Raw genomic sequence first — 20,347 nt, forward strand, 5'->3', positions numbered from 1 at the left:
CAAGGCCTTTTCGTGCGGTAGGGCTACAATTTCATTTTCCCAACTGAGCAAGCGCATCGCTCTGCCATGAAACCGCAAAAAACCGCAGCCAAGACCGTGAAAAACAAGACCAAACCAGCAGAGTCGGAGGTCGCAGTGACCGCTGGTTTCTCCCTGGAGCCGGTGTACACGGCATTGCGCAAGCGTTACCCCGCGGCCGCACAGGCCGAAGCGGTGGCCTTCGCCACTGACTTCTACAAGCGCATGGAGTCGGACGAGTTCCCGCACCACAGCGCTGAAGAGTGGGCCGCTCTCGCGGCTGAGACGCTGGAATTTGCCCGTGCCCGCAAGGCCGGCAAGGCCAACGTCCGCGTGTTCAATCCGACCGCGAAGGCCAATGGTTGGGAATCGCCGCACACCGTGCTGCAGATCGTCAACGATGACATGCCGTTCCTGGTCGACACCGTCACCATGTCGCTGGCCGAACAGGGCGTGGGCGTCCACGTGCTGGGCCACCCGGTGCTGCGCTTCACCCGCGACAAGGCCGGCAAGCTGGTCAAGGTCGGCGAGGGGGATGCCGAGTCGGTGATGCTGCTGGAAATCGACCGCCAGCCGGCCGAAGCCATGGCCGCCATCGAGCAGGCCATCAGCAAGGCGCTGGACGAAGTGCGTGCGATCGTGCGCGACTGGCAGCCGATGAAGGACAAGGCGCTGGCGCTGGCCGACGACCTGGGCAGCCGCCAGCTGCCGGTCGACGACGCGTCGCGCAAGGAAGCACAGGAATTCCTGCGCTGGGCCGCCGACAACCACTTCACCTTCTTCGGCTACCGCGAGTACCGCGTCGAGAAGCAGGGCAAGGAAGAGGTGCTGGCGCCGCTGAACGACACCGGCCTGGGCCTGATGCGCGGCAAGGACAAGTCCGCCGCACGTCCGGTCAAGACCCTGGCCGCGCAGGGCCTGAACACCACGTCCGGGCTGAAGGACGCGCTGATCCTGACCAAGACCAATGCCCGTTCGCGCGTGCACCGCGCCGGCTACATGGACTACATCGGCGTGCTGGAATTCGACGCCAAGGGCAAGATCATCGGCGAGCAGCGCTTCCTCGGCCTGTTCACCTCCAGCGCCTACAACCGTCGCCCGTGGGAAATCCCGCTGGTGCGCCAGCGCCACGAGCACGTGATGAAGCAGTCGGGCCTGGCCCCGGCCAGCCACAGCGGCAAGGCCCTGCGCCACATCCTGGAAACCCTGCCGCGCGAAGAACTGTTCCAGTCCAGCGAGGACGAACTGTTCCGCACTGCCATGGGCGTGCTGGGCCTGCAGGAGCGCGTGCGCAGCCGCCTGTTCCTGCGCCGTGACAAGTACAGCCGTTTCATCTCCGCGCTGGTCTACCTGCCGCGCGAGCGCTTCAACACCGACGTGCGCCTGCGCATCGAAGCGATGCTGAAGGACGCGCTGCATGGCGAATACGTGGACAGCTCGGTGGTGCTGGGCGAATCGCCGCTGGCCCAGGTGCACCTGATCGTGCGCCCGAAGCCGGGTGAGATGCTCGACGTCGATACCGCCGAACTGGAGCAGAAGCTGGCCCAGGTGCTGCGCAACTGGCAGGACGACCTGCGCGAAGCGCTGGTCACCCGCCACGGGGAGACCGAAGGCCTGCGCATCGCCGCCCGTATCGGCAAGGCACTGCCGGCCGGCTACATCGAAGACAACAGCACCGCGGTTGCCGCCAACGATGTCAGCCAGCTCGATGCCCTGACCGGCCCGGACGACCTGCGCCTGAGCCTGCAGGCCGTGCCGCGCGAAAGCGGTGATGGCCTGCGCCTGAAGCTGTATCGCCAGCTGGACGACATTCCGCTGTCGGACGCGCTGCCGATGATGGAAAACATGGGCCTGCGCGTGATCGCCGAGCGTCCGTACCGCCTGTCGGTCGACAACGCGCCGGTGTACGTGCAGGACTTCGAGGTCGAGTCGACCGCCGGCGCGATCGATGCCGCCAGCGTCGATGAAGCCTTCGGCGAGACCTTCGCCCGCGTCTGGCACGGCGATGCCGAGAACGACGGCTTCAACCGCCTGGTGCTGGCCGCTGGCCTGCACTGGCGCCAGGTCGCCATGCTGCGTGGCTACTGCAAGTACCTGCTGCAGACCGGCGTGCCGTTCTCGCAGGCCTACGTGGAAGGCACCTTCGCGCGCTACCCGCTGCTGGCCCGCCTGCTGGTCGAGCTGTTCGAAGCCCGCTTCGATCCGGCCACCGGCCACGAAGGCAAGGACGACATCGCTGCCGGCCAGGCCCAGCTGAAGGCGCACTTCGATGTACTGGCCGCTGGCGACGACGCCACCCTGAAGGTGCTCAAGACCGTGGTCGACGCCCGCAAGGGTGACCGCGACGCGCAGATGCAGGCCGCGCGCGATGCGCTGCTGAAGCTGATGGACCGCGTGTCCAGCCTGGACGAGGACCGCATCCTGCGCTCGTTCATGGGCGTGATCGACGCGACCCTGCGTACCAGCTACTACCAGACCGATGCCAACGGCCAGCACGGCCATGTCATCAGCTTCAAGTTCGATTCGGCGCTGGTGCCGGACCTGCCGAAACCGCGCCCGTACCGCGAAATCTTCGTCTACGGCCCGCGCGTGGAAGGTACCCACCTGCGCTTCGGCGCAGTCGCCCGTGGTGGCCTGCGCTGGTCGGACCGTCGTGAAGACTTCCGTACCGAAGTGCTGGGCCTGGTCAAGGCGCAGATGGTCAAGAACACCGTCATCGTGCCGGTCGGCGCGAAGGGCGGCTTCTTCGCCAAGACCCCGCCGGTGAACGGCGACCGTGATGCGATCTTCGCCAACGGCGTGGCCTGCTACAAGCTGTTCATCCAGGGCCTGCTGGACATCACCGACAACATCGTCAACAACAAGATCGTGCCGCCGGTGGATGTCGTGCGTCACGACATGGACGATCCGTACCTGGTGGTGGCCGCCGACAAGGGCACCGCGACCTTCTCCGACATCGCCAACGGCCTGGCCATCGCGCACGGCTTCTGGATGGGCGATGCATTCGCCTCCGGTGGTTCGGTGGGTTACGACCACAAGGGCATGGGCATCACCGCACGCGGTGCATGGGAGTCGGTCAAGCGCCACTTCCGTGCGCTGGGCCGTGACAGCCAGAGCCAGGACTTCACCGCGGTCGGCGTCGGCGACATGTCCGGCGACGTGTTCGGCAACGGCATGCTGCTGTCGCGCCACATCCGCCTGGTCGCTGCGTTCGATCATCGCCACATCTTCCTGGACCCGAACCCGGATGCAGCCACCACGTTCGTCGAACGTGAGCGCCTGTTCACCGTGCCGCGTTCGAGCTGGGCGGACTACGATGCCAAGCTGATCAGCAAGGGCGGCGGCGTGTACCCGCGCAGCCTGAAGTCGATCGAGATCACCCCGCAGGTGCGTGAAGTGCTGGGCCTGGACGAGAACGTCAAGGCGCTGTCGCCGAACGACCTGATGAGCGCGATCCTGAAGGCGCCGGTCGACCTGCTGTGGAACGGCGGCATCGGTACCTACGTCAAGGCCGCCAGCGAGCAGCACAGCGATGTCGGCGACCGCGCCAACAACGCCCTGCGCGTGAACGGTGGCGAGCTGCGCTGCAAGGTGGTGGGCGAGGGCGGCAACCTGGGCATGACCCAGCTGGGCCGCATCGAAGCTGCCCAGGCCGGCGTGCTGCTCAACACCGACTTCATCGACAACTCGGCCGGTGTCGACACCTCCGACCATGAAGTCAACATCAAGATCCTGCTCAACGATGTGGTGCGGGCCAAGAAGCTGACCGTCGAGCAGCGCAACAAGCTGCTGGCCTCGATGACCGATGAAGTCGCCGAGCTGGTGCTCAACGACAACTACCGCCAGAACCAGGCGCTGAGCCTGATGGAGCGGATGGCGGTCAAGCGCCTGGGTTCCAAGCAGCACTTCATCCGTACGCTTGAACAGCAGGGCCTGCTCGATCGCCAGATCGAATTCCTGCCGTCCGATGCCGAGCTGTCGCAGCGCAAGGCACGCGGCCAGGGCCTGACCCGTCCGGAACTGTCGGTGCTGCTGTCCTACTCCAAGCTGGTGGCGTTCGCCCAGCTGCTGGATTCGGACATCCCGGAAGATCCGTACCTGTCCAAGGAACTGCAGCGCTACTTCCCGACCCCGCTGCAGAAGAAGTACGCCGACGCGATGGAGCGTCACCGCCTGAAGCGCGAAATCATCGCCACGGCCGTGACCAACCAGACCATCAACCGCATGGGCGCCACCTTCCTGATGCGCATGCAGGAAGACACCGGCCGCTCCATCGCCGAGGTCGCCAAGGCCTACACCATCAGCCGTGAAACGCTGGATGCGCGCGCGCTGTGGGCGCAGATCGATGCCCTCGACGGCAAGGTGCCGGAGTCGGTGCAGATCGACGCACTGGAAGTGATCTGGAAGCTGCAGCGCTCGTTCGTGCGCTGGCTGCTGTCGCGCCCGGGTGCGATGCCGGGCATCACCGAAGCGGTCAACCGCTACCAGGGTCCGTTCAACGACATCCGCGTTGCGTCGGGTGTGCTGCCGGATTCGCAGCGTCCGACCTACGAAGCGCTGGTGGCCGAGTGGAAGGAAAAGGGCCTGCCTTCCGCCCTGGCGCAGCAGCTGGCCGAACTGCACTTCCTGGAGCCGGCGTTCGACATCATCGAGCTGGCCCGTACCCGCAAGCTGAAGCCGGTGGACGTGTCCAAGGTCCACTTCCGCCTGGGCGATGCCCTGCAGCTGCCGTGGCTGTTCGAGCAGGTCGACGCGCTGGAGGTCAATGGCCGTTGGCACGCCGTGGCACGTGGCGTGCTGCGTGACGAACTGGCCGCCAACCACCGCAACCTGGCGGGCCAGGTGCTGGGCACCAAGGGCAGCAGTGCTGAAGCGAAGGTGGCGGCCTGGATGGGGCGCGACGACAACAGCCTGCGCTTCACCCTGGCGATGCTGGCCGAACTGGCCGAGCAGAAGACCCTGGACTACCCGACCGTCTCGGTCGCCGTCCAGCGCCTGGGCCAGCTGGCCGCGCATGGTGCGTAAGCGCATTCGCGCTGACGCCCCACGGTTTGCTCTGCAAACCGTGGGCCCCATGCCAACCATGCTCCCAGACCCCCGCGCCGTTGGCGCGCCCCCCTGACTCAGGGGGGCTCCTGATCTGCAGCAGTTGGAGGAACGGCCCCGCGAAAGCGGGGCCGTTCTGTTTCTGCCTTTGGCCTTTTGCGACCACCTGTCCCGACGCCGGCTGTGAACCTGCCAGGTGGATGACCGGCATATCCGCCGGGACCGTGAGCACCATGGATGGCGCGATCGAGCCCCCAGGGACGGGTTTACGGCGTGTCCCGGCGGATATGCCGGTCATCCGCCCCGCGCGGTCCAACCCCCGGCGCTCGGTTATGCTCTTCATCAGTTCCCCCCGGATCCACCGATGAGCGACACCCCCCGCATCGCTTTCCTGGCCAGCACCACCGAGCCCGCGCAGATGGCCCGCGCCGCGATGGTCTCGCGCTATGGCGATCATGCGCCGGAGCAGGCCGACGTGCTGTGTCCGCTGGGTGGCGACGGCTTCATGCTGCAGACCCTGCATCGGCATGGTCACCTGGGCAAGCCGGTGTTCGGCATGAAGCTGGGCACCGTTGGTTTCCTGATGAACCAGTACCGCGGCGACGACGACGTGCAGGCCCGCATTGCCCGTGCCGAACCGGCCAATCTGCGCCCGCTGGAAATGGTGGCGCTGACCGAGTCGGGCACCAGCACCGGTTCGCTGGCCTACAACGATGTGTCGCTGCTGCGCCAGACCCGGCAGGCCGCGCATATCGGCATCGACCTCAACGGCCAGGAACGCGTGGCCGAGCTGATCGGTGACGGCGTGCTGGTGGCCACCCCGGCCGGCAGCACCGCCTACAACTATTCCGCGCACGGACCGGTGCTGCCGCTGGGCTCGCATACCATCGCGCTGACGCCGTTGGCCCCGTACCGGCCGCGCCGCTGGCGCGGGGCGATCCTCAAGGCAGACACCGAGGTGCGTTTCCGCGTGCTTGATCCGTACAAGCGCCCGGTCAGCGTCACAGCGGATTCGCACGAGACCCGCGACGTGGTCGAGGTGACCATCCGCGAGTCGAAGGACCGCCGCGTGACCCTGCTGTTCGACCCGGAGCACAACCTGGAAGACCGGATCCTGAGCGAACAGTTCGTTTTTTGACGACAATAGGCGGCCGGTCCCGCCGACCGCTTGAAGGACCCCCACCGATGGGCGACAACTCCCCCCGTTTGCTGACCGTCGCGGTGACCTCGCGCGCCCTGTTCGACCTCGAGGAAAGCCACGCGCTGTTCGAGAGCGATGGCGTGGCGGCCTATGCCGAATTCCAGCGCCAGCACGAGGACGATATCCTCGGCCCCGGCGTGGCCTTCCCGGTGGTGCGCAAGTTGCTGGCGCTGAACCAGGGCGCCAGCCCGGAGAACCCGCGGGTCGAGGTGATCCTGCTGTCGCGCAATTCGGCCGATACCGGCCTGCGCATCTTCAATTCGATCCAGCACTACGGCCTGGGCATCATCCGCGCGACGTTCACCGCCGGCGAGCCGACCTGGCCGTACGTGAAGCCGTTCGGCACCGACCTGTTCCTGTCGGCCAACCCGGAATCGGTGCGCAGCGCGCTGCGCCATGGCATCGCGGCGGCGACCATCCTGCCCAAGCCGCCGGGCGAAACCGCCGCCGCGGCGGCCGATCAGATCGATACCGGTCGCCCGGCCGGTCAGCTGCGCATCGCCTTCGACGGTGACGCCGTGATCTTCGGTGACGAGAGTGAGCGCATTTCGCGCGAGCAGGGCGTGGAAGCCTTTGGCCGCCACGAGCGCGAGCGGGCCCGCGAGCCGCTCAGCGGCGGGCCGTTCCGTGGCTTCCTGTCGGCGTTGCACACGCTGCAGGAAGTGTTCCCGGCCGGCGACAGTGCGCCGATCCGTACCGCGCTGGTCACCGCGCGATCGGCACCGGCGCATGAGCGGGTGATCCGCACCCTGCGCGAGTGGGGCGTGCGCCTGGACGAGGCGCTGTTCCTCGGAGGGCGCCACAAGGGGCCGTTCCTGCAGGCGTTCGGTGCCGACATCTTCTTCGATGATTCGCAGCACAACATCGACAGCGCCCGCGAGCATGTGGCCGCCGGCCACGTACCGCATGGTGTCGCCAACGAGGGGTAGGCTCTGGTAGTTGCCAACCTGGGTTGGCGCGATTCTGGATCCATGCCCACCAAGGTGAGCATCTACCAGAGCGCCATGCCCCGGTAGTCGCCAACCTTGGTTGGCGTGCATCCATGCCCACCAAGGTGGGCACCTACCGAAAGCAGCGCCATCGAAGGGCATGACCCGTCACGGGCTGCCGGACATCCCCAGCTGCAGGTCCACCACCTTCCAGCGCAGGCCCTGCGGTTCCAGCACCACCTTCAAGGGGGGCTGGCCGGGGCCGCGATCGACATCGATCACGAAGCGGTCCAGCGCTTCGAAATGATGTTCGGCATGCTTCAGCGGGCGCGCGGGTTCGGTCGGGCCGAAGGCATCGCCGCCCTGTAGTTCATTGCGGCCACGCTTCCACAGCACGTGGCCCTGCAGCATCGCGCCGATCCCGGTCGGGGTCACCATGGTGTCCACCGCGGCACCACCAAGCTGGTCGCCCAGCCCGTACAGCAGGGCACCGAACGGGCTTGCCGCCACATCCGGGCCGGCCTGGCGCACCAGATAGTCATTGAGCTGCGCGCGCAGGCTGCTGCGCACGCGCGGGAAATCGACGTAACGCTCCAGGCGCGCGGTGTCGCGCTGTTCGATGGCCTTGGACAGGCCATTGACGGTCATGTACGGGCCGCCGAACCACCAGGCGGCCAAGGCCAGGACCAGCAGCACAACGAGTGCGGTGAGTTTCTTCATGCCGCCCAGACTGCCGCAACCGCAGCAGCATGGGGTGAAGACTCAATGACTGGGTGATCCGCCGCCATCACCGAAGGCGCTCACCAGCTGTTGGCGTTCGGCTGCGGTCAGTGCCTCAAGCCGCGTCGCCAGCACTTCGTCCAGGCTGCCGGTGCGGGTGGTGCCCAAGATGCCACTGGCTACGCCGGGATGGCCGAGCGCGTAGGCAAACGCGGTCTGGGCCGGGCGCTGGCTGCGGATGGCGGCGAGTGCCTTCCGCATATTGCGTGCGCTGCGCATCAGTTGACGGCTGCTCGGCTTGAGCCAGGCCCTGGCCAGGTACCAGGCATCCGCCGGTCGTGGCAGGCGCGGGCGTGGTGGCAGCAGATGGCCCTGCGCCAGCACGGTGCCGGCCAGCACGCCGATGCCCACCGCATGCAACTGGTCGATGAGGGGTTCACGGTCCTGCTGCAGGGCGTTGTAGTCCAGAAGCACCACGTCGAACAGCATGGGATGGTCGATCATCCAGCGCAGGGTCGATGCCGTGTGCGTATTGATGCCGGTGTGCCGGATCAGCCCGCGTTCGCGCAGGCGTTGCAGTGCGGCCAGCAGGTCATCGTTGATGTCGTGCTGGCTGGCACCGTGCAGCTGGTAGATATCCAGGTAATCCAGGCCGAGGTTGCGCAGCGAGGCCTCGCAGCTGGCGGTGATGGCTGCCGGCGAGAAATTGCGTTGCTCGGCGCCGCTGACGCCGGCCTGGCCGGTCAGTGTGCCGCCCTTGCTGGAAATCACCAGCGACTCGCGCGGGTATCGCTTCAGCAACGGGCGCAGGATGCGGCCCAGTCGCGGCTCGGCGTGGAAACCGGAATAGTTGTGGCCGGTGTCCAACAGGTTCACGCCCTGTGCCAGTGCATGCTCGACCACGAGCGCGGCCGACTGTTCCGGGAAGCGGCGATGCCCCCAGAAGCCGGAACAGCCCAGGCCCACCGGCGAAACCGCCAGGCCGGTGCGGCCCAGCGTGCGACGTTGCTGTGCCAACGGCATCAGAACTCCAGGTCCAGCGCCGCGCACAGATAGTCGACGAACGGGCCGAGCCCGGCCAGATCCTTGCCCAGCGTGGACAGCAGGCGCGGGCCGGTCATGGTGGCGTCGTCCAGCGAGCGCCACATCACCCAGTTGCGGTGCTTGAGGTCATCGATGAATTCGAAGTCGGCCGGGAAGCCGCGCGGCGGACGCACCAGCTTCTCGCTCTCTTCGAAGTCGAAGCGCTTGCGCAGGGCCGGTGCATGCGCTGCGGCCTTCCAGCTGCCCGGGTTGTCGAGGATGAAGTGGCGCACGCGGCGCTGGGTCTCCGGTTCCGGATGCCACAGGCCGGCACCGACGAAGCTCTCGCCTGGCTGCAGGTGCACGTAGAACGAGGGCGCGGCCACCTCGCGGCGGCGCTCATGGAACAGGCGTGCACCCTGCCAGGTCTTGTACGGGGATTTGTCGTTGGAGAAGCGCGCGTCGCGATGGATGCGGAACAGCGAGCCGCCGACGCCGCGGGTATCGGCGCGGAAGTGGTCGCTGACCTCGGCCAGCGCCGGCTGAAGGTCGCCCAGCAGGCGCAGGAACGGCTGCCGCACGTGGTCTTCGTACTGCTGGCGGTGGTCGTTGAACCATGCCTTGTCGTTATGCCGCGCCAGACTGCGCAGGAACTTGAAGCTGGCGTCCGAAAAATAGGTACTCACAAGGTCTCCTGCAGGTGCTGGCCCCAGTCGCGCAGCGATTGCAGCAGGGCCTGGCGCCGCGCATCGTCGGGCGCTTCGGCGGCCAGTGCATCGAGCTGCTGCTGGTACTGGGGCAGGTTGAGTTCGCCCAGCCCGCCGTCTCCGAGCAGGCGCTGGCGGCGGTAATCCTGCCAGCGCTGGCGTTCAGCCGGCGCGAGGCTGTCGGGATGATTGCGCGCGCGGTAGCGGAACAGCAGCTCCGGCAGGCGCGGGTCGCGGAAGCGGCCTTCCAGCGCGGCCAGCTGCTCCGGTGCGGTGGTGCGTGCCAGCGCAAGCAGCGGCTTGTCGCCATTGCCGAGGAAGCCGTCGTAGAGCGAGGCATCGACGTCGGCCACGGTGGCGGCGCGGGGCTGGTTGTAGACCTGCCGGGCCTTCTCGGCCAGCTGCGGGGCGAACGCGCGCAGGCGTTCCACCTTGGCCTCGATCGCGGCCACGTCCAGACCGAGGCGTGCGTGGTCATCGGCGCGCAGGTGGTTCCAGGCGATCAGCGCCGGCACCTTGTTCAGGTGCACTTCCTTCAGCGGCACCCGCGCCACGCCTTCGGGCAGTTCACTGGCGCGCATGTACAGGCGCTGCGCGATCACCTCGGCCGGCAGTTCCAGCAGGTCGTCGATCTCGCCATCCAGGTCGAACACGATCACCCGGTTGTTGATGGTCGGGTGCGCGGCCAGCGGCAGCACCGGGGCCGCGCACAGGCGACTGGCCGGGTAGCGCATGGAAATGTGCAGTACCGGCTTCATCGCGGCCACGTCCAGCAGGCTGCCGACGAAGCGCTTGTCACGCAGCTTCAGGGCGTAGTCCCACAGGCGTGGCTGCGACTGCTTGAACAGCCGCGCCATGCCGATGGTGGCGCGCACGTCGGACAGCGCTTCGTGCGCATCGCCTTCGCGCACGTTGTTGGCTTCGGCCAGGTGTTCGAGCTTGAACGAGGTGGCGCCGTCCTCGCGTAGCGGCCACTGGATACCCTCCGGACGCATGGCGCGCATCAGCCGCAGCATGTCCAGCAGGTCCCAGCGCGAATTGCCGTTGCGCCACTCGCGTTCGTATGGGTCGTGGAAGTTGCGGAACAGCCCGTAGCGTACGAACTCATCGTCGAAGCGCAGCGTGTTGTAGCCCAGCGCACAGGTGCCGGGGCGCGACAGCTGCTCGTTGATGCGATCGAAGGCTTCGGCCTCGCTGATGCCCTCGGCCAGTGCCTGCTGCGGGGTGATGCCGGTGACCAGGGTGGCCATCGGTGAGGGCAGCAGGTCATCGGCCGGGCGCACGAAGAAGCTGACCGGGGTGTCGATTTCGTTGAGGTCGGCGTCGGTGCGGATCGCGGCGTACTGCGAGATGCGCGTGCGCCGCGGGTCCTGCCCGAAGGTTTCCAGGTCGTAGAACAGGAAGCTGTCAGCCATCAGTGCGCGCCCTCCAGGACCGGCAGCTGGGCGTGGATCTGTGCTTCCAGTGCGGCCCAGTCGATGTTGTCCAGTGAATCGTGACCTGCGGTGGCCGCCACCAGCATCTCGCGCTGGAGATCAGTGCGGCGCAGCGCTTCGGCGTACGGCGTGTGCAGGAAGGTGACCATCGTGTAGTGCGGTACGAATCGGGTCGGCCAGCGCCGCTGCAGTTCCTGTTCCAGCTCGCGCTGCAGCAGGAAGGCGGGATCGGCCACGCGGTCACGCATCTCCAGGTAGTTCTCCAGTGCCATCTGCTGGATGGCACGTGCATTCGGCTTGCGCTCGGCTTCGAACGCGGCGAACGCGCCTTCCAGATCATCCGCCTCCATCAGGTGGCGGGCCAGCGCAACGCAGTCCTCGAACGCGCAGTTCATGCCCTGGCCGTGGAACGGCACCATCGCATGCGCGGCGTCGCCGATCAGCACCGCGCGGCCCTGCTGGTGCCAGCGTTCCAGGGTGAGCGTGCCAAGCAGGCCCGGTGGATGCTGCTCCCAGTCCGCGCGCAGGTTCGGGATCAACGGCAGGGTGTCGGCGAACTCGCGCGCGAACAGCGCCTCGGCCTGCGCCCCGGTATTGACCGTGGCGAAGCTGGGATCGCCCTGGTTGGGCAGGAACAGGGTGACGGTGAAGGTGCCTTCGTGGTTGGGCAGGGCGATGCACATGTAGTGGCCGCGCGGCCAGATGTGCAGCGCATTGCGCTCGATGCGGAAGCTGCCATCGGCAGCCGGCGGGATCTCCAGCTCCTTGTAGGAGTGGTCGAGGAAGGCGATGTCCTCGCCCAGCGGCGCGCGCCGGTTCATCGCCGCACGCAGTGCCGAACCGGCACCGTCGGCACCGATCAGGGTGTCGAAACGGATATCGTGCGGGCTGTCGTCACGGTCATCGATGAAGCGTGCGTAACCCGCATCGAAATCGACGGTGTGCAGGCGGCGATGGAAGTGCACGGTGGCGCCAGCCTGTTCGGCCAGCTCCAGCAGCGTGGTGTTCAGGTCGCTGCGGTGGATCGACCAGATCACTTCGCTGTCGTCGCGGCCATAGCGCTGCAGCTGCGGCTCGCCGTCGCGTGGATGCACCATGCGCCCGCGCATCATCACCGCACGTGCCATCACCTCGTCTTCCACGCCGGCCTGGCGCAGTGCGTTGCGCCCACGCTCGGCCAACGCCAGGTTGATCGAGCGGCCGCTCTCGTAGTCGGCCACGCGCGGATCGCCGCGGCGTTCGTACAGGGTGATGCGCCAGCCCTGGCGTGACAGCAGGATGGCCAGCAGGGACCCGGCGAGGCCGGCACCGATAATGCTCAACGAGCGGGAAGCGTGTGCGATCAACGAACTGTCCAGCAGTAGGGGAGGGGCCGACTTAGAGGCCGGCCCAGGCTTCCACTTCCTCGACGAAGTGGTGCACGTCCAGGTAGCGGTTGTAGAGCGGGGTGGGCGAGATGCGGATCACGTCGGGTTCGCGCCAGTCGCCGAGCACGCCGATGCCGCGCAGATGCTCGAACAGCGCACGGCCGCGCTCGCGGCCACCGATCACGCGCAGCGACAACTGGCAGCCACGGCGCTGCGGCTCGGCCGGAGTGATGATGTCCAGCACGCCGGACAGGCGCGCACGGACCAGTGCTTCCAGCATGCCGGTCAGTGCCAGCGACTTGCTGCGCAGCGCCTCCATGCCGGCGCGCTCGAACAGGTCCAGCGAGGCGCGCAGCGGCGCCAGACCGAGGATTGGCGGATTGCTCAGCTGCCAGCCTTCGGCACCGATGGCCGGCGTGAACTGCGGTGCCATCTGGAAGCGGGTGGATTCCTCATGGCCCCACCAGCCAGCAAAGCGCGGCAGGGTAGTGTCGCGGTGGTGGCGCTCGTGCACGAAGGCGCCGGCAACCGCGCCTGGGCCGCTGTTGAGGTACTTGTAATGGCACCACACGGCGAAATCAGGGGCCACGTCATGCAGGCGCAGCGGCAGGTTGCCGACCGAGTGCGCCAGGTCGAAGCCGATGCGTGCGCCCTGCAGGCGTGCGGCGCGGGTGATCGCATCCAGGTCGAAGGCCTGGCCGGTGCGGTACTGCACGCCGGGCCACAACACCAGCGCCAAGCGCGGGCCGTATTCGGTGATGGCGCCCTCGATGGCGTTCAGCGAGATCGTGCCATTGGCTTCGTCCGGCTGCACTTCCACCAGGCATTCGGCCGGGTCGAAGCCATGGAAGCGGATCTGTGCTTCCACTGCGTGGCGGTCGGTCGGGAATGCGCCGGCTTCCATCAGGATCACCGGACGCTCGGCCGTCGGCCGGTAGAAGCTGACCATCATCAGGTGCAGGTTCACGCTCAGCGTGTTCATCGCCACCACTTCGCTGGGCAGCGCGCCGACCACGCGGGCCAGCTGCGCGCTCACCAGGCGGTGGTAGGACAGCCACTGCGTGGGGCCGGTGAAGTGGCCTTCCACCGCAAGTTCGCCCCACTGCTTCATCACTTCCTGCACCGCTGCCTGCGCGCCGCGCGGCTGCAGGCCCAGCGAGTTGCCGACGAAGTAGGTCTGCTCGCCGCCACCGTGGCGCGGAATCAGGAATTCATTGCGCAGCGGGCGCAGCGGATCGGCGGCGTCCAGGGCAATGGCGTGGGTGCGGCTGAGCAGGTCGGACATGGTCGGGCAACAGGCTGCAACGGGATCGCCAGTGTAGCGCCTGGGGCATGGCCCGGTAGCTGCCAACCCGGCACCCGCGCCGCATGACCCGGTAGTCGCCAACCTTGGTTGGCGCACGTACAAGCAAGCGCCCACCAAGGTGGGCAACTACCGTTCGATGGCTCAGCCCACCGCTGGCGCCGGCAGCGGGTCCACATGCCCGCACTCGCTGCAGGTACGCAGTTCCAGGTTGGCGTGATAGCGCGCAAACACCTTGGGCAGGTCGGTCTCGATGTTCTGCAGCGGGAAGAATTCTTCGTGCAGCTTGTGGTTGCAGCGCTCGCAGTGCCAGATCACGCCGTCCATCTCATGCGGCAGGCGCTTGCGCTCGACCACCAGGCCGACACCGCCGGGCGGGCGCCGCGGCGAGTGCGGCACCTTTGCCGGCAGCAGGAAGATCTCGCCGGCACGGATCGGAATGTCGCGCACCGCGCCGTCTTCCTGCACCTTCAGCACCATCTCACCTTCGAGCTGGTAGAACCACTCCGGGCCTTCGTCGTAGTGGTAGTCGGTACGCGAGTTCGGCCCGCCCACCACCATCACGATGAAATCGCCGTTATCGATCATCTTGTTGCCCACCGGCGGCTTCAGCAGGTGGCGGTTTTCTTCGATCCAGGCGTGCAGGTTGATCGGCGAAGCGAGCATGGTGGTCATCCGTCAGGGATCAGTCGCGCTTGCCCTTGCGCGGGACGTAGGACAGGGCCTTTTCATACGCAGGCTGCAGCTCTTCCTGCGAACCGACGTCGATGCCCATCTCGCGCACGCGTCCGTCCTTCAGGCTGTAGACCCAGCCGTGCACCATCAGCTTCTGGCCGCGGGCCCAGGCGTCCTGCACGATGGTCGAGCGGCACAGGTTGGCCACCTGCTCGATCACGTTCAGTTCGCACAGGCGTGCGTGCTTGAGCTCGTCGGTCTCGATCGCATCGAGGATGCCGGTGTGCTTCTGCATCACGTCGCCCACGTGGCGCAGCCAGTTGTCGGCCAGGCCGACGCGGGTGTTGTGCAGGCAGGCATGCACGCCGCCGCAGCCGTAGTGGCCGACGATCAGGATGTGCTTCACCTTCAGCTGGTCCACCGCGTACTGCACCACGCTCAGGCAGTTCAGGTCGGTGTGCGCGACCACGTTGGCGACGTTGCGGTGCACGAACACTTCACCCGGGGCCATGCCGATGATCTGGTTGGCCGGCACGCGCGAATCGGAACAGCCGATCCACAGGTACTCGGGGTGCTGCTGCTTGGCGAGCTGGTGGAAGAACTCGGGGTCTTCCTTCTCGATGCGGTCAGCCCAGTCGCGGTTGTTCTGCAGCAGTTTGTGGATGTCTTTCATGAATGGGTCCCTGGCGTCGGGTGGGGGCGCGCCGCAACCATCCGGCTGCGGCGCTGCGGGAATCTGGGGCGTTCAGTCGCTGCGGGCGGCCTGTTCGCGGTGCCAGCGCATCCACTGCGCCAACTCGGTGGAAGCGGGGGTGCCCAGCTGTTCCAGCTCGGCGATCACGGCGCGCTGGTTGGCATCGGGATGGTTCTGGCTCAGCTTGAGCTTCAGCTGCACCTGTTCGACCTGGAAACGGAAGCCGACGATGGCGCGCAGCTCCGGGCCATGTTCGGCACGCGTGGCATCGAACTGCCAGGCCTGGCCGACACTGGCTTCGAAGCGGTCGCTGATCGCGCCGACCAGTTCGGCCAGCGCCTCGGTATCGTCGAAGGTCTGCAGCTGGCCACACAGCTCGGCGGCGGCGTAGTTCCAGGTGGGTACCCGCGCAGCGGGTTCCTTGTCCGGATACCAGCTGGCCGAGACGTAGCCATGCGGACCATCGATCAGTACCTTGGCCGCGCCGCGGTGGCGCGACTGCGGGTTGGCGCGCGCCCAGTGGCCGCGCAGTTCGATCTGGTCGCCGTCACGCCGGTACAGCACCGGCATCCGGGTCAGCTCCGGCAGGCCATTGCTGCCGGGCGTGAGCACGGTAACGAACGGGTCGCGCGCCAGCAGGCGGTCCAGCCAGAGCAGATCGGTCTCGGCGAAGGCGCGCGGGGTGAACATGCAGGGGTCAGGCGCGCCCGCCCAGCGACTGGATCATGCGACCACGCAGGCCCTCATCGCTGTCGGCCTGCGGCGGCTGCACTTCGTGCAGGCTGAAGCCGCGCACCAGTGCGTCTTCCTCGTCGAGGCCGTCGTACTCGACGAATTCGGCGTCGAACAGCTGCGAACGCGCGGTGTCTTCGCTGTCATAGCTCAGCGTGTTGCCATCGCTGTCGAGCACTTCGGCGGTGCCGGCCGGGCGCACGCGCAGGCGCGCCCAGATCAGGGTGTTGCCGAGGCTGGCCAGCCACCAGCTGTCGCGCGAGGCGGTGATGTCATTCATGGATGTGTTACCAGAGCGAGGCCAGCCAGAGCAGGGCGGCCATGCCCAGTCCGGCCAGCAGGGTCAGCAGCGATACCCAGGCCGGCGTCGCCAGCCCGGACAGCGAGCGGTCCGGCTGCTGGCGATAGTCACGGCGCAGCAGCCAGGCCAGGGCATCGGGCTTGAGGAAGGCGCCACTGCCGAAGCGCTCGGCGAGCGCCGGATGGCGGTCGCGTACGTGCACCAGGGTCAGCGGCCAGAAGATCACGAAGGCACTGAACCCGGCCACTGCAACGCCGACGAAACAGAGGGCGAAGAACAGGGTCATGGGAGCGGTACCTCCGTGGTCGTGTGGGGCTTAGAAGTCCGCGCTGCCCGGGGCGCGCGGGTAGGGGATCGCATCGCGGATGTTGGACAGGCCACAGACGTAGACCACCAGGCGCTCGAAGCCCAGGCCGAAGCCGGCGTGCGGCACCGAACCATAGCGGCGGAAATCGCGATACCAGCTGTAGTGCTCACGATCCAGGCCGAACTGGGCCATGCGCGCGTCCAGCACGTCCAGGCGCTCTTCGCGCTGGCTGCCGCCGATGATCTCGCCGATGCCCGGGGCCAGCACGTCCATCGCGGCAACGGTCTTGCCGTCGTCGTTCAGGCGCATGTAGAAGGCCTTGATGTGCTCCGGATAGTTGGTTACCACCACCGGGCGGCCGACGTGTTCTTCGGTCAGCCAGCGCTCGTGCTCGGTCTGCAGGTCCAGGCCCCATTCGACCGGGAAGTCGAACTTCCTGCCGGACTTCTGCAGCAGGCTGACCGCATCGGTGTAGTCGATGCGCTCGAACGGCGCATTGATGAAGTCTTCCAGCTTGGTGATCGCGTTCTTGTCCACGCGCTCGGCGATGAAGGCAAGGTCGTCGCCACGCTCGTTCAGCACCGCGCGGAACAGGTACTTCAGGAACTCTTCGGCCAGGCGCGCGTCTTCGGCCAGGTCGGCGAAGGCGATTTCCGGCTCGATCATCCAGAACTCCGCCAGGTGGCGGGTGGTGTGGCTGTTCTCGGCGCGGAAGGTCGGGCCGAAGGTGTAGACCTTGCTCAGCGCCAGGCAGTAGGCCTCGACGTTCAGCTGGCCGGACACGGTCAGGAAGGTTTCCTTGCCGAAGAAGTCGCGGCTGAAGTCGATCGCGCCCTTTTCGTCACGCGGCAGGTTCACCATGTCCAGGGTGGACACGCGGAACATCTGGCCGGCGCCCTCGGCGTCGGAGGTGGTGATGATCGGGGTGCTGATCCAGTTGAAGCCGTTCTCGTGGAAGAAACGGTGCACGGCCTGGGCCAGGCAGTTGCGGATGCGGGTGACCGCGCCGAACAGGTTGGTGCGCGGGCGCAGGTGCGCCACTTCGCGCAGGAACTCCGGCGACATCGGCTTGGGCTGGATCGGGTAGGTGAGCGGATCTTCGACCCAGCCGACCACGTCCAGCGTGCTGGCCTGGATCTCGAATGACTGGCCCTTGCCCTGCGACTTCACCAGGGTGCCGGTGGCGATGACCGAGCAGCCGCTGGTCAGGCGCTTGATCTCATCGAAGTTGGCCAGGCTGTCGCCGGCCACGACCTGGATCGGCGCGAAGCAGGAGCCGTCGCTCACATTCACGAAAGCCAGATTCGCTGAACCGCGCACCGTGCGCACCCATCCGCGTACTGTGACTTCGCCGCCTTCCGGGATCTTCCCGGCAAGCGCATGTTCAACGCTGACCACCGTCATGACTTGAATCCTCTGCTGATCGACTCGATCTGTGAACACGGGAGTTTACCGGTTGCAGCGTTCTGCTTGCGAGGCATTTTTCGTGGCAACGGCTCCTTATAATGTCCCCGTACCTCTGGAGTAGCCCCATGGCCGTCAGCCTGACCCCCATTGCCTTCGAGCGCGTGCAGCGCTTTGTCGCCCAGACCCCCGGCGCGCTGGGCCTGCGTTTCGGCGTGACCAAGACCGGTTGCTCGGGCTGGGGTCACATCACCGACCTGGCCCGCGACGAGCGCGAGGGCGACACCGTGTTCGACCAGGACGGCGTGAAGATCTACGTCGACGCCAAGAGCCTGGCGCTGGTGGACGGCACCGTGATCGACTTCGGCAAGCACGGCCTGAGCGAAACGTTCACGTTCAGCAACCCGAACGCCACCGCCGAGTGTGGCTGCGGTGAAAGCTTCACCACCGACGCCGACAAGGCCTGAGGGCTGGTTCTGGCGTCCGCCGGGCATGGCCGGGCGGTGGTAGATGCCGACCTTGGTCGGCAGGGAAGGGATCCACGGATGGAACGACCGCTTTTCATTTATCACCCCAACGCCTACGCCCTCTCCTTCGAAGAGGTCGACGGGGTCTGCGACTGCTGTGGTCAGCCGCGCACACTGCGCTACCGGGGGCCGTTCTACTCCGTTCTGAGCCCCGATTACCTGTGCCCCTGGTGTATCGCCGATGGCAGGGCGGCGGCCAGTTACGAGGGTGAATTCACCGGCTGGAGCGATATCGAGGGGGTATCCCCGGATCCGGCCGATCCGCCGCCGACCATCGCCCGCGAGCTGCTGCTGGAGATCTGCGAGCGCACCCCGGGCTACTCGTCCTGGCAGCAGTCGGTCTGGCTCAGCCATTGTGAGCGGCCCTGCGCCTTCCTCGGTTACGCCGGTAGCGAGGACCTCCAGCCCATCCTCGACGAGGTCCGGCCCGACGTGGTCGAGGTCAATCCGCGCGACGCCGACTGGGTGCTTGAACACCTGAGCCGGGACGGGGAGATGATTGGCTGCCTGTTCCAGTGCCTGGAATGCGGCCAGCACCGCCTTCATGTGGATCTGGGGTAGCCCGGTTCAGGTTGCCCTGTGGCCCGCCGGTTGCCCGGCCACCCCATCTGCGCCATAATGCGCGGCTTCCTGCCTCCCTGGCGGGAATCCTTGCCCCACCGCGGTCTCAACGGCGGGGGGCTGTCCGGCCGCGAGGCCACATCCGAAAGGTAGAAAAAACATGAGTCGTCATTACGAAATCGTGTTCATGGTCCACCCGGACCAGAGCGAGCAGGTCCCGGCCATGATCGAGCGCTACAAGTCGCTGGTCGAGAACGGCAACGGCACCATCCACCGTCTGGAAGACTGGGGCCGCCGCCAGCTGGCATACCCGATCCAGAACCTGGTGAAGGCCCACTACGTGCTGCTGAACATCGAAGCCGACCAGGCCGTGCTGAACGAGCTGACCGAAAGCTTCCGCTTCAACGACGCCGTGCTGCGCAACCTGGTCATCAAGCGTGACGAGGCTGACACCGAGCAGTCGCTGATCATGAAGAGCAAGGACGAGAAGGGTGACAAGCCGGAGCGCGGTGAGCGCCGTCGTCGTGACGACGAAGAAGGCGAGTCCACCACCACCGCTGACAACGAAGCCGGCGACGACGCCGCTTCCGCCGCCTAAGGAGCCTTCCCATGTCCAAGTTCTTCCGTCGCCGCAAGTTCTGCAAGTTCACGGCTGAAGGTGTGAAGGAGATCGACTACAAGGATCTCAACACCCTGCGCCAGTACCTGACCGAGAACGGCAAGATCGTGCCGAGCCGCGTCACCGGTACCAAGTCGAAGTACCAGCGTCAGCTGGCGACCGCCGTCAAGCGCGCTCGCTTCCTGGCCCTGATCCCGTACACCGACAACCACGACGTCTGATGCCCGGCGGGGCGGCCCGGTGCCGCCCCCGCTGTGCCAGCTATTCGGACAGCCTTTGTTGCGGGGCATCGCCTCGCTAACGAATAACTCATCTGGAGCAATACCATGCAGCTGATCCTCCTGCAGAAAGTCACCAACCTCGGCAACCTGGGCGACCTGGTCGACGTGAAGCCGGGTTACGGCCGTAACTTCCTCGTGCCGCAGGGCAAGGCCGTGCCGGCCACCGAGAGCAACAAGGCCGAGTTCGAAGCCAAGCGCGCCGAATACGAAGCCAAGGCCCAGGCCATCCACGCCGACGCTGACGCCCGCAAGGCCAAGCTGGAAGGTGCGAGCGTGACCATCCCGGCCAACGCTTCGACCGAAGGCAAGCTGTACGGCTCGGTCGGCGCCCGCGAAATCGCCGATGCCTTCACCGCTGCCGGCCTGCCGGTCAGCAAGAGCGAAGTCATCCTGGGCGAAGGCGCCTTCCGCAACATCGGCGAATACGACGTGCTGGTCCACCTGCACGCCGACGTCGAGACCACCGTCAAGGTCGTCGTCGTCGCCGAAGCCTGAT

20 protein-coding genes are annotated in these 20,347 nt (G+C 66.7%); 8 read left to right on the plus strand and 12 right to left on the minus strand.

Translation table 11 applies throughout. The features are described from left to right. Nucleotides 1–66: 66 nt before the first annotated feature. From D5301_RS13970 to D5301_RS13980, 3 genes are all read left to right on the plus strand, one after another. On the plus strand, nucleotides 67–5,043 hold the full coding sequence (locus D5301_RS13970; protein ID WP_153855989.1) for an NAD-glutamate dehydrogenase domain-containing protein: 4,977 nt from the start codon (nucleotides 67–69) through the stop codon (nucleotides 5,041–5,043). Between the two features lie 385 nt (nucleotides 5,044–5,428). After that, the gene (locus D5301_RS13975; RefSeq protein ID WP_006376667.1) at nucleotides 5,429–6,202 is read left to right on the plus strand and encodes an NAD kinase; all 774 of its coding nucleotides are present in this window, start codon (nucleotides 5,429–5,431) and stop codon (nucleotides 6,200–6,202) included. Nucleotides 6,203–6,249: 47 nt separating this feature from the next. Continuing rightward, the gene (locus tag D5301_RS13980; RefSeq protein ID WP_005417414.1) at nucleotides 6,250–7,194 is read left to right on the plus strand and encodes a 5'-nucleotidase; all 945 of its coding nucleotides are present in this window, start codon (nucleotides 6,250–6,252) and stop codon (nucleotides 7,192–7,194) included. Nucleotides 7,195–7,362: 168 nt separating this feature from the next. Here the strand turns inward: D5301_RS13980 and D5301_RS13985 are convergent, their stop codons facing one another. The 12 genes from D5301_RS13985 to asnS form a co-directional block, all read right to left on the minus strand. Next, nucleotides 7,363–7,914 (minus strand): DUF2939 domain-containing protein, encoded by a 552-nt coding sequence (locus D5301_RS13985; RefSeq protein ID WP_110712816.1) that lies wholly within the window; start codon nucleotides 7,912–7,914, stop codon nucleotides 7,363–7,365. Between the two features lie 42 nt (nucleotides 7,915–7,956). Further along, nucleotides 7,957–8,937, minus strand: a complete 981-nt coding sequence (locus D5301_RS13990; protein WP_153855990.1) for an aldo/keto reductase — start codon at nucleotides 8,935–8,937, stop codon at nucleotides 7,957–7,959. Then, nucleotides 8,937–9,623, minus strand: a complete 687-nt coding sequence (locus D5301_RS13995) for a DUF2461 domain-containing protein (protein ID WP_110712814.1) — start codon at nucleotides 9,621–9,623, stop codon at nucleotides 8,937–8,939. Before D5301_RS13995 ends, D5301_RS13990 begins: the two co-directional genes overlap by 1 nt. Then, nucleotides 9,620–11,059, minus strand: a complete 1,440-nt coding sequence (gene sbcB / locus D5301_RS14000; RefSeq protein WP_153855992.1) for an exodeoxyribonuclease I — start codon at nucleotides 11,057–11,059, stop codon at nucleotides 9,620–9,622. The genes D5301_RS13995 and sbcB overlap by 4 nt, the downstream gene beginning before the upstream one ends. Continuing rightward, nucleotides 11,059–12,426, minus strand: coding sequence for an NAD(P)/FAD-dependent oxidoreductase (locus D5301_RS14005; RefSeq protein WP_110712812.1), 1,368 nt, complete (start codon nucleotides 12,424–12,426; stop codon nucleotides 11,059–11,061). Before D5301_RS14005 ends, sbcB begins: the two co-directional genes overlap by 1 nt. A 31-nt stretch (nucleotides 12,427–12,457) precedes the next feature. Next, nucleotides 12,458–13,732 (minus strand): kynureninase, encoded by a 1,275-nt coding sequence (gene kynU / locus D5301_RS14010; protein WP_110712811.1) that lies wholly within the window; start codon nucleotides 13,730–13,732, stop codon nucleotides 12,458–12,460. 162 nt (nucleotides 13,733–13,894) lie between these two features. Beyond that, complete coding sequence (locus tag D5301_RS14015) at nucleotides 13,895–14,416, minus strand: 3-hydroxyanthranilate 3,4-dioxygenase (protein ID WP_153855993.1); 522 nt, start codon at nucleotides 14,414–14,416, stop codon at nucleotides 13,895–13,897. Nucleotides 14,417–14,435: 19 nt separating this feature from the next. Beyond that, a complete protein-coding gene (gene can, locus D5301_RS14020) occupies nucleotides 14,436–15,098 on the minus strand; it encodes a carbonate dehydratase (RefSeq protein WP_014037740.1) in 663 nt (220 codons plus the stop codon). Nucleotides 15,099–15,170: 72 nt separating this feature from the next. After that, the gene (locus D5301_RS14025; protein ID WP_153855994.1) at nucleotides 15,171–15,809 is read right to left on the minus strand and encodes an FMN-binding negative transcriptional regulator; all 639 of its coding nucleotides are present in this window, start codon (nucleotides 15,807–15,809) and stop codon (nucleotides 15,171–15,173) included. A gap of 7 nt (nucleotides 15,810–15,816) precedes the next feature. Continuing rightward, nucleotides 15,817–16,131, minus strand: coding sequence for a hypothetical protein (locus D5301_RS14030; protein ID WP_006453002.1), 315 nt, complete (start codon nucleotides 16,129–16,131; stop codon nucleotides 15,817–15,819). Nucleotides 16,132–16,138: 7 nt separating this feature from the next. Continuing rightward, nucleotides 16,139–16,438 carry a hypothetical protein gene (locus D5301_RS14035; RefSeq protein ID WP_005417403.1) on the minus strand — a complete coding sequence of 100 codons (300 nt, stop codon included), beginning with the start codon at nucleotides 16,436–16,438 and terminating at the stop codon, nucleotides 16,139–16,141. Nucleotides 16,439–16,468: 30 nt separating this feature from the next. Further along, nucleotides 16,469–17,863, minus strand: coding sequence for an asparagine--tRNA ligase (gene asnS / locus D5301_RS14040; RefSeq protein ID WP_153855995.1), 1,395 nt, complete (start codon nucleotides 17,861–17,863; stop codon nucleotides 16,469–16,471). A gap of 128 nt (nucleotides 17,864–17,991) precedes the next feature. Here asnS and D5301_RS14045 point away from each other — a divergent pair, with 128 nt between their 5' ends. The 5 genes from D5301_RS14045 to rplI all read left to right on the plus strand — a co-directional run bounded on the left by D5301_RS14045 (nucleotide 17,992) and on the right by rplI (nucleotide 20,346). Then, nucleotides 17,992–18,330 carry an iron-sulfur cluster assembly accessory protein gene (locus D5301_RS14045; protein WP_006376495.1) on the plus strand — a complete coding sequence of 113 codons (339 nt, stop codon included), beginning with the start codon at nucleotides 17,992–17,994 and terminating at the stop codon, nucleotides 18,328–18,330. Between the two features lie 78 nt (nucleotides 18,331–18,408). Beyond that, entirely contained in the window at nucleotides 18,409–18,951 is a 543-nt protein-coding gene (locus tag D5301_RS14050) for a CbrC family protein (protein WP_121505184.1), read from the plus strand. A gap of 160 nt (nucleotides 18,952–19,111) precedes the next feature. Next, complete coding sequence (gene rpsF, locus D5301_RS14055; RefSeq protein WP_049445625.1) at nucleotides 19,112–19,549, plus strand: 30S ribosomal protein S6; 438 nt, start codon at nucleotides 19,112–19,114, stop codon at nucleotides 19,547–19,549. 11 nt (nucleotides 19,550–19,560) lie between these two features. Next, nucleotides 19,561–19,791, plus strand: a complete 231-nt coding sequence (gene rpsR, locus D5301_RS14060; protein ID WP_002804494.1) for a 30S ribosomal protein S18 — start codon at nucleotides 19,561–19,563, stop codon at nucleotides 19,789–19,791. Between the two features lie 105 nt (nucleotides 19,792–19,896). After that, nucleotides 19,897–20,346 (plus strand): 50S ribosomal protein L9, encoded by a 450-nt coding sequence (rplI, locus tag D5301_RS14065; RefSeq protein ID WP_014037734.1) that lies wholly within the window; start codon nucleotides 19,897–19,899, stop codon nucleotides 20,344–20,346. Nucleotide 20,347: the final 1 nt, after the last annotated feature.

The organism is Stenotrophomonas sp. MH181796 (genome assembly GCF_009659995.1).
In the GTDB taxonomy this organism is placed as follows: domain Bacteria; phylum Pseudomonadota; class Gammaproteobacteria; order Xanthomonadales; family Xanthomonadaceae; genus Stenotrophomonas; species Stenotrophomonas riyadhensis.

Excerpts from the sequence above, each read along its gene's own strand:
- D5301_RS14015 (WP_153855993.1), bottom strand. The coding sequence starts at position 14,416 with ATGCTCGCTTCGCCGATCAACCTGCACGCCTGGATCGAAGAAAACCGC.
- D5301_RS14030 (WP_006453002.1), bottom strand. The coding sequence starts at position 16,131 with ATGAATGACATCACCGCCTCGCGCGACAGCTGGTGGCTGGCCAGCCTC.
- D5301_RS14045 (WP_006376495.1), top strand. The coding sequence starts at position 17,992 with ATGGCCGTCAGCCTGACCCCCATTGCCTTCGAGCGCGTGCAGCGCTTT.
- D5301_RS13975 (WP_006376667.1), top strand. The coding sequence starts at position 5,429 with ATGAGCGACACCCCCCGCATCGCTTTCCTGGCCAGCACCACCGAGCCC.
- rpsR (WP_002804494.1), top strand. The coding sequence starts at position 19,561 with ATGTCCAAGTTCTTCCGTCGCCGCAAGTTCTGCAAGTTCACGGCTGAA.
- D5301_RS13970 (WP_153855989.1), top strand. The coding sequence starts at position 67 with ATGAAACCGCAAAAAACCGCAGCCAAGACCGTGAAAAACAAGACCAAA.
- rpsF (WP_049445625.1), top strand. The coding sequence starts at position 19,112 with ATGAGTCGTCATTACGAAATCGTGTTCATGGTCCACCCGGACCAGAGC.
- D5301_RS13985 (WP_110712816.1), bottom strand. The coding sequence starts at position 7,914 with ATGAAGAAACTCACCGCACTCGTTGTGCTGCTGGTCCTGGCCTTGGCC.
- rplI (WP_014037734.1), top strand. The coding sequence starts at position 19,897 with ATGCAGCTGATCCTCCTGCAGAAAGTCACCAACCTCGGCAACCTGGGC.
- can (WP_014037740.1), bottom strand. The coding sequence starts at position 15,098 with ATGAAAGACATCCACAAACTGCTGCAGAACAACCGCGACTGGGCTGAC.
- D5301_RS13980 (WP_005417414.1), top strand. The coding sequence starts at position 6,250 with ATGGGCGACAACTCCCCCCGTTTGCTGACCGTCGCGGTGACCTCGCGC.
- D5301_RS14025 (WP_153855994.1), bottom strand. The coding sequence starts at position 15,809 with ATGTTCACCCCGCGCGCCTTCGCCGAGACCGATCTGCTCTGGCTGGAC.
- kynU (WP_110712811.1), bottom strand. The coding sequence starts at position 13,732 with ATGTCCGACCTGCTCAGCCGCACCCACGCCATTGCCCTGGACGCCGCC.
- D5301_RS13990 (WP_153855990.1), bottom strand. The coding sequence starts at position 8,937 with ATGCCGTTGGCACAGCAACGTCGCACGCTGGGCCGCACCGGCCTGGCG.
- sbcB (WP_153855992.1), bottom strand. The coding sequence starts at position 11,059 with ATGGCTGACAGCTTCCTGTTCTACGACCTGGAAACCTTCGGGCAGGAC.
- asnS (WP_153855995.1), bottom strand. The coding sequence starts at position 17,863 with ATGACGGTGGTCAGCGTTGAACATGCGCTTGCCGGGAAGATCCCGGAA.
- D5301_RS14035 (WP_005417403.1), bottom strand. The coding sequence starts at position 16,438 with ATGACCCTGTTCTTCGCCCTCTGTTTCGTCGGCGTTGCAGTGGCCGGG.
- D5301_RS14050 (WP_121505184.1), top strand. The coding sequence starts at position 18,409 with ATGGAACGACCGCTTTTCATTTATCACCCCAACGCCTACGCCCTCTCC.